16 protein-coding genes are annotated in these 15369 nt (G+C 50.1%); 15 read left to right on the forward strand and 1 reads right to left on the reverse strand.

Going from position 1 to position 15369, the window contains the following annotated elements; all coding sequences use genetic code 11:
- Window positions 1-25 precede the first annotated feature (25 nt).
- The 15 genes from MCB1EB_RS12540 (at window position 26) to MCB1EB_RS08065 (ending at window position 9463) form a co-directional block, all read left to right on the forward strand.
- Window positions 26-157 (forward strand): hypothetical protein, encoded by a 132-nt coding sequence (locus MCB1EB_RS12540; protein ID WP_269471762.1) that lies wholly within the window; start codon window positions 26-28, stop codon window positions 155-157.
- Window positions 147-1811 carry a phage tail tape measure protein gene (locus tag MCB1EB_RS08005; RefSeq protein WP_045361477.1) on the forward strand — a complete coding sequence of 555 codons (1665 nt, stop codon included), beginning with the start codon at window positions 147-149 and terminating at the stop codon, window positions 1809-1811. Before MCB1EB_RS12540 ends, MCB1EB_RS08005 begins: the two co-directional genes overlap by 11 nt.
- The gene (locus MCB1EB_RS08010; protein ID WP_045361476.1) at window positions 1808-2548 is read left to right on the forward strand and encodes a phage baseplate protein; all 741 of its coding nucleotides are present in this window, start codon (window positions 1808-1810) and stop codon (window positions 2546-2548) included. Before MCB1EB_RS08005 ends, MCB1EB_RS08010 begins: the two co-directional genes overlap by 4 nt.
- Before the next feature lie 3 nt (window positions 2549-2551).
- Window positions 2552-2869, forward strand: coding sequence for a phage baseplate plug family protein (locus tag MCB1EB_RS08015; protein WP_045361473.1), 318 nt, complete (start codon window positions 2552-2554; stop codon window positions 2867-2869).
- On the forward strand, window positions 2866-3705 hold the full coding sequence (locus tag MCB1EB_RS08020; RefSeq protein ID WP_045361471.1) for a phage protein: 840 nt from the start codon (window positions 2866-2868) through the stop codon (window positions 3703-3705). The genes MCB1EB_RS08015 and MCB1EB_RS08020 overlap by 4 nt, the downstream gene beginning before the upstream one ends.
- Window positions 3702-4400: a Gp138 family membrane-puncturing spike protein gene (locus tag MCB1EB_RS08025; protein ID WP_045361469.1), complete on the forward strand. Its 699-nt coding sequence runs from the start codon at window positions 3702-3704 to the stop codon at window positions 4398-4400. The genes MCB1EB_RS08020 and MCB1EB_RS08025 overlap by 4 nt, the downstream gene beginning before the upstream one ends.
- Entirely contained in the window at window positions 4397-4744 is a 348-nt protein-coding gene (locus MCB1EB_RS08030; protein WP_045361467.1) for a contractile injection system sheath initiator, read from the forward strand. Before MCB1EB_RS08025 ends, MCB1EB_RS08030 begins: the two co-directional genes overlap by 4 nt.
- 90 nt (window positions 4745-4834) lie before the next feature.
- On the forward strand, window positions 4835-4993 hold the full coding sequence (locus MCB1EB_RS12080; protein ID WP_161566207.1) for a hypothetical protein: 159 nt from the start codon (window positions 4835-4837) through the stop codon (window positions 4991-4993).
- A complete protein-coding gene (locus tag MCB1EB_RS08035) occupies window positions 4994-6139 on the forward strand; it encodes a baseplate J/gp47 family protein (protein ID WP_045361464.1) in 1146 nt (381 codons plus the stop codon).
- Window positions 6140-6151: 12 nt separating this feature from the next.
- Entirely contained in the window at window positions 6152-6805 is a 654-nt protein-coding gene (locus tag MCB1EB_RS08040) for a baseplate wedge 1 family protein (RefSeq protein WP_045361462.1), read from the forward strand.
- Window positions 6802-7659 (forward strand): gp53-like domain-containing protein, encoded by an 858-nt coding sequence (locus MCB1EB_RS12085; RefSeq protein ID WP_045361459.1) that lies wholly within the window; start codon window positions 6802-6804, stop codon window positions 7657-7659. The genes MCB1EB_RS08040 and MCB1EB_RS12085 overlap by 4 nt, the downstream gene beginning before the upstream one ends.
- A 52-nt stretch (window positions 7660-7711) precedes the next feature.
- The gene (locus MCB1EB_RS08050) at window positions 7712-8131 is read left to right on the forward strand and encodes a tail fiber assembly protein (protein ID WP_045361453.1); all 420 of its coding nucleotides are present in this window, start codon (window positions 7712-7714) and stop codon (window positions 8129-8131) included.
- 68 nt (window positions 8132-8199) lie between these two features.
- A complete protein-coding gene (locus tag MCB1EB_RS08055) occupies window positions 8200-8625 on the forward strand; it encodes a glycoside hydrolase family protein (RefSeq protein WP_045365305.1) in 426 nt (141 codons plus the stop codon).
- Between the two features lie 15 nt (window positions 8626-8640).
- Window positions 8641-8931, forward strand: a complete 291-nt coding sequence (locus MCB1EB_RS08060) for a phage holin family protein (RefSeq protein ID WP_045361450.1) — start codon at window positions 8641-8643, stop codon at window positions 8929-8931.
- The gene (locus MCB1EB_RS08065; RefSeq protein ID WP_052393546.1) at window positions 8921-9463 is read left to right on the forward strand and encodes a hypothetical protein; all 543 of its coding nucleotides are present in this window, start codon (window positions 8921-8923) and stop codon (window positions 9461-9463) included. The genes MCB1EB_RS08060 and MCB1EB_RS08065 overlap by 11 nt, the downstream gene beginning before the upstream one ends.
- A 5-nt stretch (window positions 9464-9468) precedes the next feature.
- Here MCB1EB_RS08065 and MCB1EB_RS08070 read toward each other — a convergent pair whose 3' ends face one another.
- A complete protein-coding gene (locus MCB1EB_RS08070) occupies window positions 9469-14694 on the reverse strand; it encodes an NACHT domain-containing protein (protein WP_126353983.1) in 5226 nt (1741 codons plus the stop codon).
- Window positions 14695-15369 lie beyond the last annotated feature (675 nt).

Consider the following 15369-nt stretch of genomic DNA (forward strand, 5'->3'; position numbering starts at 1 on the left):
CGACTGGTTTATTTGGCTACCCATTATGCGCAAGCACTGCACCCTGAATGAACTGCGTTCTGTTTATACATTGTCTGACTTGGTCGAGTTTCATCAGACGATTGCACAGTGGGACATCATTCAAACCGAACTAACTCAAAGCACCCATGGTCGTTGACGAATTTCTCTTTAAGCTCGGCGTCGTCGCGGATCTTAAGCAAGCTCAGCACTTTCGCCAAACGCTTTCTGATGTCGCCCGCAAAGCTTCGATTGCTACAACCGCCGTGGGCGCACTGGCAGGCGGCCTCACCGCTTTCTTTGCCAAAGCGCTGACGGGCCTCAATACGCTGAATCAAGCGGCGCGCGAAACCGGCGTCAGCGCTGAATATTTACAGCAGCTCGGCTTTGCTGCGGCGCAAAATGGCGCGTCTCTTGAAGCGGCCACCGCTTCGGTACGCGGGCTCTCTAAAGTCATCGGCGAGGCAGCCAATGGCATAGGACGTGGCGCACGCGCTTTTGAGCATTACGGCTTAAGCGCCAAAAACGCCAATGGCTCGATTAAATTGGTCACGCAAATGATGGATGAATTGCAAGACAAAATGCAGCGCCTCTCTGATCCTCAGCGCAGCGCCTTTTTACAAAAGATGGGTATCGATGCGTCGATGCTGCAAACGCTGCGCTTATCCAAAGCTGAGCTGCTCGAGCTGATGCAAGAGGCACAGGATTTAGGGATAGCGACACAAGAGCAAGCCGATAGGGCTTCTGCCTGGGGCGATGCAATGGCCCGCATGGGCTGGATATTCAAGTCTTTGCGTACACAAATTGCGTTGGGCTTAGCGCCTCAGTTAATTCTACTCGCGGATCGCTTCAAAGCTTTTTTGTTACGCAATAAAGAACTCATTCGGGATGGGTTGCGCCGGTTCATCGACATCGTTTTTGCTACCGTACAGGCCCTTTATCACTCCGGCATCGCCATCGATCGCGTGATCCGTCATACGATCGGCTGGAAAGCGGCTCTATGGGCTTTAGTGGGTGTCTTAGCTTGGGTTAAACGTGCGACGATTGCAGCCTTTATCGTCAATCCTGTTGCTTGGCTCGCTGCGGCTATCGCAGGGCTAATTGTCTTGATCGATGACTTGATGACCCATATCCAGGGCGGGGAAGCCACTTTGGCCAAATTTTGGAGTTTTCTTGGCAAGGGAATCCAATATGCCAAGAATGGATTTGTTCAGTGCCAAGCTTATTTAGCCCGTTTTCAAAAGACTCTGGCGCAGGTGGCTGGCAAAATCAAAACACTTTTTGATTCAACCTTGGCTCAGTTGGTTAAGCTCACTCGTCAAACCTGGGAAAGCATCCTGGCCAAGGGTTCTGCACTTGTTACCCGCCTTAAAACGCTATTTCTCTCGCTCTTGGAATCCGCTCGCACGCTATGGACGAATATCACGGATGGGATTGCTCAGGCTTTTGAAACGGCCTTTAACCGCATACAGTGCGCCTGGGACAACGTGTTTGGATGGATCTCGAAAGGGTGGGCCAAACTTCAATCCAGCTTCCGTTGGATGGGCGAAAAACTGAATCTGACACAAGCCATTGATATTTCTCAAGCCGTCAACCTGGCTTCAGCTTCCGCTCATCCAGCTGCGCATCAAAGTAACACTGTGACCCACCATACGACACATCATGCGCAGCGCACTCAGCAACAGACAGTCAATCAAGACATTAAAATTCATATCGCCTCTTCCGATCCCGTCGCAGCAGGCCGCGCCACCGTAGATGCACTGCGTCAACAACGCATTGCTACGCATAATAGCCACAGTGCGGCCAAGCTATGACGATCTCGGTGCTGCACCGCCGCATCGGCACCGTCACGCTCGATGCAACGCTCGCTGAGCAACATCAGTCGGTGTTACGCATTTCTGAAAACCCGATTGAATCCGGTGCGCTGATTGCCGATCATGCGGCGCTGGAGCCAAAACAAATTACGATCACAGGCATTGTCACCGATTACCAGCCACCGATCACCTACCCCACAGGAATGAATCGCGCATTTTTGCGCAAAAGTCCCGACTTCTTTAATCAGCTCCCTTTGCCAACTGAAGTCAAGTCGGTCACGATGCAAGCCGCCTCGCGGATGCAGCGCGAACTCGGTTCTGCACACACCCTTCAGCAGTCAATCGCAAATACCCTAGAGCAAACCCGCCCTCTCGTTCCCTGGTTGCCAGCCTGGAGCGGAATCGATTCCAGCACAACGCAAGAACGCGTGCAGCAGGTCTATGATGCCCTACTGGAATTACAACGGTCCATTGAGCCGATCGAGATTCTAACGGGCGCTAAGCTGTATTCCAATATGCTCCTCCAGTCCATCAGCCTGAATCAGATGCAAGATGGCATCGCTGAATTCACGATCACCTGTCGGGAGATTTTAATCGTATCGACACAATCGATCGCCGGCATTCAGCGCCAATCTGGCCGCGCCCGCAAGCAAGCCGCCGCTAAAACGCAAAAAGGCAAAGTGCAACTCCAGCCCGCCGATAAAAAGAAGTCTTTGCTGAAGCATCTATTGGGCTAAGCCATGCATTTGATCCCCGTTGATTCCGCGCCATATCAAGAAATGACGATTGCGTTTAAAGCGCATTCGTTGCGCTTAACGCTGCGCCACAACAGCCTTGCCGATTATTGGGCGATGGATGTGTTTGATTTAAAGCAGGATCTCTATACCGCTCAAGGGCTACCGTTGGTCGTTGGCGTTCCTCTTTTATGGCGCAGACCGGTTGAGTATTGCTTCATCCTCACCGACGAAAGCGGTATCGGCCTCGATCCAGTCGGCGGAGAAGATTTAGGCCAGCGCTGTTTACTTTACATTGCTGATAAAACGCAGATTCCTCTATGAAACAATTTGGCCGACGCTATCAGTTGGCGCTGGGCAATCCGCACGATGGTGTGTTGATTGACGCGCTACGCGTCTCGTTTGACCTCTGTAAAACCATTGACGCTAAGCCCAATCCGGCTCAGATTTGCATTTGGAACCTGAATCGCACGCATTTGAATCAGCTCTTAAGCGGCACGTTTAAACGCGTGGCCTTATCTGTCGGTTATGCGGAGTTACGCTTGCTCTATACCGGCGACATCCTCAAAGCCACGCTACAACGCGATGGACTCGATTCGATTCTGGTACTGGAGTGCGCGGATGGCGATACCGATTATCGGACTGCGCGTGTCTCACTCACGCTCAAAGCAGGTACCTCCGATCAACAGGCCATTCAGCAGCTTGCGCACTCATTGGATCAAACCCAACTCGGTACGGTGGCTCAAGGACGGCTGAATAGCCTGCCTCGTGGGCGCATCTTTTGCGGCAATACCCGCGATGCATTAAGTCAAATCGCTCAGGCCAATCAGGCTGACTGGTCGATTCAAGATGGCGAGTTGCTGATGCTGCCTGCCCAACAGGTGCTTTCTGATGAAGCCGTTTTGGTTTCACAAGACACCGGCATGATCGGCGCACCTGAAGCAAGCGAGGATGGGCTTATCGTCACCGCTTTACTGAATCCCGCCATCCGTATCGGCGGTTTAATACGCGTGCACTCTATCACTGAATCGTTCAATGGCGATTATAAAGTCATCAGCGTCTCGCATTGCGGTGATACCTATGGCGATGAATGGCTCACCATGATGACAGCCATAGGAGGAAATTTCACTCCCCTTCATCAACAGGATAGACAAAAATGAAATGGCATATGCCTTCCCTCGATGCCGCCATTGAGGCCAGCATCTCCGCCGCGCTCAAAAAGCTGCATGTCGCCTTGCCAGGTCGAATTGTGAGTTTTGATCCCAGCACGCAAACCGCTTCCGTGCAGCCCTTGATCGAGCAACTTTTACAGAACGAGCAAGCCGCCCCGTTGCCGATGCTCACCGATGTGCCGGTGCACTTTCCACGCGGCGGAGCCTTTGTCATGACTTTTCCGGTAGCGCCAGGCGATGAATGCCTCATTCTCTTTGCCGAACGCTGTATCGACGGCTGGTTTGCCAGTGGGCAATCTAGCATTCCACTGGATTATCGCTTGCATGATCTCTCCGATGGCTTTGCTTTAGTCGGGTTTTCTTCTTTACCTCGCGCTATTCCAGAGTATGCAATGGATGCATTAATGATGCGTACGCTCGATGGCAGCGCTTACTTCAAATTAGATCAAGCAGGAAAAATGACGATCAAAGGCACCCAATTGACGATCCAATGCCCCGTCATCGTTGAACAGCTTTTAACCTACCAAGCAGGTTTGAGCGGTACCGGCAGCGCAGCCGGTACCACCATTAACGGCACGATCTCGCATAGCGGAGGTGAACTCATTTCCAATGGTGTGACGCTGCACGCTCACCGGCATGACGGCGTCAAAGCCGGTGGGGACTGCTCAGGTGGCCCACAATGAAAGTGCGGCGGCTCGATGCCAACCATGACTGGACCTTTGGACAAGGGCGAGCCAATTATGCAACCCTCGCTGAATCGGTCGCCCAGCGCGTCAAGTCTCGCTTATTGTCGTTTCAGGGCGATTGGTTTTTGGATCTAGAGCACGGCTTACCTTGGCTGCCCCACTTTGAGCGGCCTGCGGATTTGCGGCAGATTGAACACCTGGTGAAACGCACGATTTTACACACGCACGGGGTGCGCGAGCTTCTGAATTTAGAGCTGGAATGGGACGCTAGTACGCGTCGTTTAACCATTACCGCCCAACTTAAAAATCACGATGATCAATTGATCAACATTACGAATTAGATTCACCCCTAAAAAGCAAAAGCCCCGAACTGTAATCAGCAAGCAGTCGGGGCTTTTTTATTCTCCACCTTAACACTGTATAGGATATTCATGAAAACTGTCACTGTCACATTTACCCCTACCGAGTTCCATAAAACCCTATGGCATATCGCCGCAAAGATATGGATTTGCATAATTATCTGGCGTTTGCCTGAGCTGATTAAGGCGGTGTGCTCTGTCGCATGTCAATACATTCAAGCCACACACTAAATGGCTCAACTCACTGAACAAGGCTTCATCATTGAGCGGCTGGATGCCAACCTCGCTCAGCTCGATGCAGGCTTTCGCACGATTTATGGCGCGGACATTAATACCGATCCTGATAGCCCCGATGGGCAATTGATTGGCCTTATTGCACAAATTAAAACCGATCTAGAAGAGCTTGCTGAATCCATTTACAAAGCGCTCGATCCTGAAGCCGCCAGCGGCGTTTGGCTTGAACAGCGCGTCGCCTATGCCGGACTCACGCGCCGGCAAGCACGCTATAGCTCTCTACGCAATGCGATCTTGACCGGCACGCCCCGAACTTTGATTCCGGCTGGCGCAGTCCTCACCGATCCGCATCATCGACGGTGGTTATTGGTTGCCGATACGACGTTGAATGAAAATGGCTCAGCGCACGCTGATTTAAGAAGCGAAACGCTCGGTGCCTTTCCTCTGCCCGCCCAAACCGAACTCACCCTCGAAACGCTCTTTTTAGGCTGGCGCTCCGCTCAAAGCAGTCAAGCCGCAGAAGTCGGAGAAGAGGAAGAAACCGATGCTGAATTGCGACGCCGTTTCTTTATTAGCCGTACAAAAGCGGCTCAAAACTCCGTCGATGGGATGATCGTTAAGCTTTTACAGCTATCTGATGTCCGCCAAGCGGTGTGTTTAGAAAATGACAGCCATCGAACCGATGCGAACAATGTACCGGCGCATAGCCTTAATATTATTGTCGAGGGCGGCTCAGATACCGAGATTGCTCAGGTGATCTTTGAGAATAAAACCGCTGGCACAGGGCTACGCGGCGCGGTGCAAACGCAGATTCTCGACAACACAGGTATGGCGCGCTCAATCCGCTTTGATCGACCTGCGGTCGTCGCTTGCGCCGCTTATCTCGAAGTGCGCCGTAACGCCCATTTTACGGCGGTCGACGTCGAGGCGATTAAAGCCACACTAACAAAAACAGCGTTCAGCATTGGCGAAACCGTGCTGCTCTCGCGCTTATACAGCCCCATCAATACCGTACAGGGGTTTTGGGTGGAAACACTCAACATTGGCCGACACGGCCAAACGCTCGCTGCCAGCAATATTGAGATCGGCGTGCGCGAGATGGCCCGCTTTGCCCCTAAGGATATTGAAGTCGTCGTGCTCTAAAAATCACACACCATGTCCTATCCATCACTGCTCATCTGGCAATACAGAGGCAAGCCCAAAGCACGGGCTACCGCACAACTGATCGATCACTATTTTACCGACACATGGCGCGGCCTCGCCGATTTACCGAATGCACTCCATATTGAGGCCGCAACAGGCAAAAACCTAGACCTGGTAGGCCAACATGTCGGGCAATCTCGCATTTTAAAAGGGCTGGCCCCTCGCAGCTTGTTCGGCTTTGAACGCGCCCCTGGCGCTCAGGGGTTGAGCAACATGGGGAGTGGCGGCGGCAAATGGTATCGCAAGGGCGATGTCATTACCGATTCCGTCGTGCTCGATGACGATGACTTTCGCTTTCTCATCAAATGCCGCATCGCCAAAAATCATATGACGGGCACCATTCCTGACATTACACACGCGCTGGATTTTATCTTTGGCGGGCAAGCCAGTGTCTATGATCAGTACGACATGAGTTTCACCGTCACCATTCGCAGCGATCAAATTACCACCTTTAAACGCTATGCCATTCAGACGCTCGATATTCTGCCCCGACCCGCAGGCGTCAACGTCAACTATGTCGTTTTAGCCAACATTATCGCTTTCGGATTCGCCAACTCACCTGGCGCATTCGCTTTTAACCATGGAAAATTTGCGAGGTATTTATGACCCTTTATCAACGTCCTGATGAACATATCTTTGCTGAGGGCGCGCGCCCTGGAGAAGTTCAACCCTTTCCCGATCTCTCACGCGGTTGGGGCGTTGCCTTTGAACAGACCGGCGGCATCCCACCGATGGAATGGTTTAATTTTATCGGTAAACGCGCTGATGAAGCGATACGCTATCTGATGCAAAGAGGCTTGCCTGAATGGTCCAATACTGAAGAGTATCCCGAAGGCAGCTATATTCAGCATGGCGGCAAAACCTATCGAGCCAAAGTAGCGAATCAAGGCAAAGTGCCTTCAACTGGCTTAGCCGAATGGGAAGAATGGGGTCTTACGCGCGAAGCCCTCGATGCGCACTTTCACCCCAAAGACGGTGAATTGGCCTGGCCCAAAATCACCAAAACGCCAACAACATTAGACGGTTACGGTATTACCGATGCGGCACCCATTGCTAACCCAACTTTCACCGGCCAGCCTACCGCACCCACTCCGTCAGCTCAAGACAGGAGTACCCGTATCGCTACCACCGCTTCCACCTGGGCCACCCTTCTTAGCCTGTTCACTGGACCTGACCGACAATCCTTTCAAGGCAACGGGTTCCAGAAACTTCCAGGCGGCCTCATTCTCCAATGGGGTTTCACCTCTACCCACGGCAATGGAATGTCTAACGTGATTTTCCCTGTCAAGTTTTCAACGAAATGTCTGGCCATTCATGGCACTCATCTCGGCACTGGATGTGCAACCGTCATCGAATATGTCGGGACTCGAACCAATATAGGCGCCACATTGCGCACTCTCGATGAAAATGCCATGACCCGCGCAGGATGGGGCCTTCATTGGTTTGCTATTGGACATTAATTTGCCCTCTCATGTCTATTCTTCTGTTTTCTATTTAAACCCTCTTCATAGTATGACTTTTTATTATTCAAAATCAGAACCCGGATTTTACTGCGTCGGGATACATGGCGATAACATCCCTAAAGATGCTGTCTCTATTACTCAAGAAGAGCACACCGCATTGCTCAATGCCCAATCCAAAGGCAAATGGATCCAGTCTAATGAGAACGGCTACCCCGTGGCTGTTGACCCGCCTCCACTTACCCCTGAGGAGTGGGCCGACATTAATTTACGCTGTCGACAGGCTCGGTTGAGTCAAGCGGCTTTAAAAGTCGCTCCTTTACAGGATGCCGTAGACCTCAACATCGCCACGGATGACGAAAAACAGCTTCTCAAAGAATGGAAACTTTATCGAGTTGCTCTCAACCGCATTGAGCAGCACTCTAGCCTTTCCGCCGAGATCGAATGGCCTAAACCGCCGGATGAGAATTGAACTCAGTCAATATTGTGCAGACCGCCTTAGAGCGGTCTTTTTTTCGTCTACACACTTATAAAAAATTCATGACCGACACCTTTGACAGGGCCACACTCGTTTCAGAGCTTAAACGCGATGAAGGCGAACGCTTTAAACCCTACTTCGATACCGTCGGCAAAATCACCATCGGCGTCGGGCGCAATTTGACGGATGGGGGCATCTCTCAGAGCGAATGCGAGATCCTTTTGCACAACGATATTGCGCGAACGCTTAGATGGCTGGATCGGCATTTACCCTGGTGGAGGACCTTGGATGCAGTACGGCAACGCGTATTGATCCATATGGCCTTTAACTTGGGTGGCAATCTCCTCACCTTTGTTAATACTCTTAACGCCATGCAACGCAACAACTACGCAGCCGCGGCGAATGAGATGCTCGCTTCCAAATGGGCGAATCAAGTCGGCCAACGAGCGCTACGCCTCGCCAATAGGATGCGCACCGGAAAAATTTAACTCTCAATATTAAAAATGAATCTTCACGAACATGACCGAATGCTTGCCATATTGGCTACGATGGGTGCTGTGCTTGGAATTGGTAAATTGCTCGATGGCGGCGAGAAAATCACCGCTCGGCTCATTATCGGGCGCATGATTGTAGGGGCCGGCTTAAGCGTCGCCGCGAGTTCCGTCCTTACGCTCTTGCCTGAATTGCCTGCGATTGCGATTACGGGCCTGGGTGCAGCTTTCGGCATTCTCGGCCAGTCTTATCTGGAACTAGCTGTACAACGCTGGTTGGGAAAACGCAATCATGCTGAATAGTTGGATTGTCTCTCTCCTACGACCATTGTGCGTTGCAGCAACCGCATTCAGCCTTGGCGCAGGGTGCGCAGGTTCTTTCTATTACAAACCGCGTATTCAGAAAGAACGCTCAGCGCTCGTGCACTATAGGGCTCAGCTCGCCATGGCCCGTGCCCAATTGATTGAAGCCCAAGCCAAAGTCGTCATACAAACCGAAATTCAATACCGTGAACGCATCAAGCTCGTCAAGGAAAAAGGCGAGACCATGATCAAGGAAGTGCCTATCTATGTTACCCAAGCTGATACTAACCGTTTCGGCGTTAACGTTGGCTTCGTGCGCCACTACAATGCGGCTTTTGCCAACGAGCCTGCCGGACTTGCCGCCGAGTTTGACCGAAAACCCGCCGGAATTTCGCTTGCTGAGATTGCCGAAACTAATGCCTTTAACGCCAATATCTGCCACCAGTGGCGTGAACAAGCGCTTGGATTGAAGGCTTTCTATCGGCAGTTACGAAATGCTCAAGCAGCAGCCTCAAACTCTCTTAGCCAATAAATAGCTTAGCCAGCACCTGACCTAGCATACATTCTTGCCTTATTTAATCCTTTCTTTAAAATTGTTCGTTGCATTATTTGGCGCTCTCTAAACACTATCTTTTTCTTCCCCTGCTTATTAATTTTTTCAACTACACTTTCTTCTTCCGAACTCGTTTCCCACAGATCTTCATCTACTATCGCACCTCGCTGTTTTAGCAGCTTCTCATTCCTCTCGCTTAACCCTTCCACTCCTTCTATTAACGCTCCTCTCACTGTCAAAAAATTATGACCCGTACTCCAACTGAAATACGCCTTATATTTCCCCTCTTCTTTTCGCAATTCCCATTGCCGAACTGAGTTATCTAGACTACCTATCCCTAAATAGTGAATACCCGATGCCTCTTTCCAGGCTAGGCTTGCAATCCGTCCACTATCTTCAATCAGTATTTGGCACTCTCCCGTTTGGGGATCCCACAGCCGCACCGTATTGTCCCAACTCCCCGACGCTACCTGATCTCCTCTCGGCGAATACGCTACGCTAAAAACTCCATGTGTATGCCCTTCTAAATTTTGCTTCTGCTCCCCGCTTTCTATATCCCACAGCCGCACCGTCGTGTCCCCCCCCCCCGACGCGACCTGATCTCCTCTCGGCGAATACGCTACGCTCAAAACTCCATCTGTATGCCCTTCTAACTTCTGCTTCTGCTCTCCGCTTTCTATATCCCACAGCCGCACCGTATTATCCTCACTCCCCGACGCGACCTGATCTCCTCTCGGCGAATACGCTACGCTCACAACTCCATCTGTATGCCCTTCTAACTTCTGCTTCTGCTCTCCGCTTTCTATATCCCACAGCCGCACCGTAGTGTCCCGTCCCCCCGACGCGACCTGATCTCCTCTCGGCGAATACGCTACGCTATAAACTTCATCTGTATGCCCTTCTAACTTCTGCTTCTGCTCTCCGCTTTCTATATCCCACAGCCGCACCGTATTGTCCCACCCCCCCGACGCGACCTGATCTCCTCTCGGCGAATACGCTATGCTCAAAACTCTATCTGTATGCCCTTCTAACTTCTGCTTCTGCTCTCCGCTTTCTATATCCCACAGCCGCACCGTATTGTCCCAACTCCCCGACGCGACCTGATCTCCTCTCGGCGAATACGCTACGCTCCGAACTCCATCTGTATGCCCTTCTAACTTCTGCTTCTGCTCTCCGCTTTCTAGATCCCACAGCCGCACCGTATTGTCATAACTCCCCGACGCAACCTGATCTCCTCTCGGCGAATACGCTACGCTAAAAACTGCATGTGTATGCCCTTCTAACTTCTGCTTCTGCTCTCCGCTTTCTATATCCCACAGCCGCACCGTATTGTCAGAACTCCCCGACACTAACTGATCTCCTCTCGGCGAATACGCTACGCTCACAACTACATTTGTATGCCCTTCTAACTTCTGCTTCTGCTCTCCGCTTTCTATATCCCACAGCCGCACCGTATTGTCCAAACTCCCCGACGCGACCTGATCTCCTCTCGGCGAATACGCTACACTCACAACTCCATGTGTATGCCCTTCTAAAGTCTGCTTCTGCTCTCCGCTTTCTAGATCCCACAGCCGCACCGTAGTGTCCCGTCCCCCCGACGCGACCTGATCTCCTCTCGGCGAATACGCTACGCTATAAACTCTATTTGTATGCCCTTCTAAAGTCTGCTTCTGCTCTCCGCTTTCTATATCCCACAGCCGCACCGTATTATCAAAACTCCCCGACGCTAACTGATCTCCTCTCGGCGAATACGCTACGCTCCAAACTACATCTGTATGCCCTTCTAACTTCTGCTTCTGCTCTCCGCTTTCTATATCCCACAGTCGCACCGTCTTATCTCCACTCCCCGACGCTATCTGATCTCCCCTCAGCGAATACGCTACGCTATAAACTCCATTTGTATGCCCTTCTAAAGTACGGAGTTTTTCCCAATTCGAGGTCCCATACACGCTAATCTTACCGTTTTCAAGCCCTATGGCACAGGTTTTCCCATCGGGTGAATACACACTGGAATATACTCTGCTCTCTTCTTGGATATAGGGCCATTCACCAAACTGCACCCCTTCCATTTTTGCCTCGCTTAAATTCGCCTGGCGTAACCAACTTTTGCGTAAATTCACCTTCCTTAAATCTGCCCCTTGCAGTTCAGCAGAATCAAATACCCCATAGCTCAAATCCGCTCCAGGTATCCGAATTCTATTTAAATCCCACCCAGTAAACGGCACTCCTGCTTTCACCAGAATCGTGACCGCATTCGCCGCACCCCGACTCACAAAATCTGTCTGCGTTGAGCCTTTGAGCCAGGCCAGCAGCGGTTTCACCAGCGCTTTGTTCTGTTGCACACGCTCCACTAAAAACCGCTGAACCCCTGCATCCTCCACCAGATTAAATCGGTTCAATAATCCTTCCGGATCCACCCGATCCGAGTCATTCAGCGCTTTCCAAAGGGCCTGGACAGTCTTCATCGTGTTCACGGGTTCGCCTGCGTTCCCTCCCGCCGACTCTTCCACCTCTTGCCAGATGCCGCGCGCCACCAGATAATCCTGAATCGATTTATGGATAAACCGATATTGATCTCCTTGGCGAATTAATGGCGCATTAAACCGCAACAGCCGCGTCTTTTCTTCTGCGTCCCCTAAATACTGCGCTCGCCACCCCCCTTTTTTTCCATCCTTCGCTTCTGAATACATCACCGACACCAACTGCTCTTCATACATCGCTAACGCCAGATTCTGACTATACTCCAAGCCGTGCAGTGTAAATTCATCATCCAGATCCTCAAACGCTTGCTGCTCCTTAGGTTTGAGTGGGATGCGCGCCAACCTTTCCTGTGATCGGTTGAACCAATTTTCCACGAACCTCTCATATAACCCCATACGCGTCAGCTTCGAGTGCTCTTCCTCCGCTTTTAGGCTCGGCAACACCTCTAACGTCATTTTCAACATAAACGGCGTGCGCACTAATTCTTTTAACTCTGCGATTTCTTTAAATAACTGTTTGTAATCCTCTGCTTTCCACTTCGGTTTCGTATAACTCACATATTGATCAATATAGTGCTCTATCGATGCATCCGAAAACGACGACAACCGATATTCTTCCAATGCGCCAGGTCTGCCTATTGGATGAAACTTATTTTGATAATGATCTCCTAAATATTCCGGCCGGCTGCTGATAATCACTTTCGCTTGCCAACGCTCTAGTTTATTATCCGCATAGAAGGCGCGTGAACGTTGCGCTATTTCGTCATACCCATCCAGAATAAAAATAAACCGACCACCTTTACGTAAATTTTCTATCTCGGGTTTCGATAAACCTTGTTCTTCCAGATATTGTTCGATCAAATTTCTGCCAGGGTTCTCTAGCGTAGCCAATGATATGAATAATGGGATTGGCTTTTCTTGGGTATTTTCCGCTTGTGTATAGTCTTTCCATAACCGACGTGCCATGTAACGGTTAAATGTTGACTTTCCGCTTCCGCCCTCACCTAACAGCAACAAGACTTTTTTATCCGAATCCAAAAACTCATTGACCTTCCCTTCTAAATCAAAATGTTCTGTCGCCTCCGCTGTGAGCTTACCTTGCGGTGCAACATACATCGCCAAACCATCCTGGATTTCTCCAAGCTCTTCCCAGTCCTTGAAATATTCTGCCTGGATACTTTCACCTAAAATCGCAAGTGGCTCTTTCTTCGATTTCAGTTCTTTTTCTTGCTGATGCTTCAATTGTTGATGGAGTTGCTGCACGGTAAGGGCAAGCTCGTTGTGTAACGCTTTCCGTATATCATCGAAAATACTGTCTACGAGTTGGGTAAACTCAAGCCCATCAAACTTTGAATCGTTCTTCAAATGCGAAATACAATCGCTGTACCCCTGCCAAAACTTATTCAGAAACGTTTGGGCTTCGTCACTACCCGCTAACAGCCGCTCGATCAGCTTAAAGAGCACCCCATGCCGACTTTGATTCGCATACACTTCTCGCCCTGCTTGCGCTTGTTCTTCAAAGCGCGGTATGTCTTCCATCCGAACCGCTGTCGCTGAAACAAAATCTGACAAGCACGCATCGTAGCTATTCAAGGTTAACGCAACCGGAATAATCCCATGCTTATCTTTAAGCTCTTCTGCTCGGATTTGCAAAAATGCCATTTCTGTCAATACATGATGGAACCCGGCCTTATAGCTTTCCTCTTGCGAGAATTCTCTGACCACCTCACGTATCGCCATCGCGCTATCTTGCTCACTATCTTTCAGATACGCTTCTCGATCTTTGCGATACGCCTCTCGCAGTTTCTGATAAAAGTGGCCATAATCCGACCACTTTAGATAACTTCCCAATACCTCAGAACAACACACCGTGACCTTATCGACCGGGGTCACATCGCCTCGCAACCGCCCCGGTAATAGACACAGCTGATTGGTTAAAATATCTTCTAGCTTGCCGTCCTTTTTCAGATCTCTCGAAACACTTGAATACGGTTGCCCCATCGGCGTTTGATCCGAATACAAAATCACTTGAATTTGAGAGAGCTTTTCAATTAAATATTTAGAGGTAGAGGCCTCAGCCTTTCCGTGGGCTGGATTGTCATGCGCATATACTAAAAACAGGCTGGGTTTATTCGCGACCTTTAAGGCTCCCAGCGTCGATAGCGCCTTTTCAAACAGGTAATCCATCTGCTTGCTTTTTTCTTCGATAGACACATCAACCTCTCGTTGCGGAGGCGTTAGACTCAGTTTTGAAGGCCGCGCATTTGCAACCCACTCTTTTGTTGGATCCAGTTGTTTTCTATTCCCCTCGCTCACACTCTCATTTTTAATTAAAAATGAGCTGTACCGTGCGCTTATTTGTTGATGCAACATTCGCGCGCCAGTTTGCTTCATATCCATATAAGGCGCGTACTCTAACGCCTTTTTATAATTCTCCTCAGCGCCGAATTTATCGTCTTTGCGTAGAAAAGTGCCATAGTAAAAATGGCTTGCGGCAAGTTGCTCTCTTATTTTTCTTAAGTCAGACTCATTTTGAGTGCTTTGCAGCACGTCTTCTGCTTTGCGAATGCCTCCTTCAAAGCAGTCCTTTGCTTTCTCTAGATCTCCTTGCTTCTCATAGCGCGTTGCTTCCTCTCGAAGCTTATTAGCTGCTGACAAGCCAGAAACTGAAATGGGTGTCGTATTAACCTCTCTACTCCCAATCCCCCTCAATGCATTCAAATTAAACATCTTCTTCCCCTCTTATAACTTATTTAGAACTGCGTGGATAAAAAACGCTGCTTACCAGAATAAAAGCAGCGTCTTGTCTTCTCTCCCCCTTATAGGGAATCAGGATCATTCATTTAACGCCACCCAAGCGAGCTCCACTTCACCAGGAAACCACCTGAATTCACTAAAATTTCGCTGACATCGACGCTATTCCAGCGAAATTTAACCAGCGAAATTTTACGTCAAATTTGCTTCGGAAAACTTATACCTAATTCGCCCTAATAAGGCCTAAAAAGCCCTAATTGGGCTATTGCTCCGAAGCAAAAAAACCGCTATCCTGTTGTTTATATTAACTTTTGTTGATTTACCTCCAGGACTCGAAATCCGGTATACTGGTCCCCAGTATCGAGGGTTCAAATCCCTCCCTTTCCGCCAATTCCCTGTGTTTATAAGGGCTTTCAATTTCAAACCCTCGCCTCTGCGCCGGTTTTTGCTTCGCACTCCCTCTTCTCACTCCTTGTTTAGCCCCATCGCAACTCGCTATGCGCCGGTATTTTGCTTCGAAATCGATTATTTAAGCCGTTTTGTCGGCTAGCGTTTTGCAACGATCAATGCAAGAGGAAAACGTTTGAGTTGCGTCGGGGTGAGGAATGAATTTTGTTGCCGCCTTGCGCCCTATTGAACGGAACAGCGGAG

Origin of the sequence: Mycoavidus cysteinexigens (genome assembly GCF_003966915.1) — a bacterium.
In the GTDB taxonomy this organism is placed as follows: domain Bacteria; phylum Pseudomonadota; class Gammaproteobacteria; order Burkholderiales; family Burkholderiaceae; genus Mycoavidus; species Mycoavidus cysteinexigens.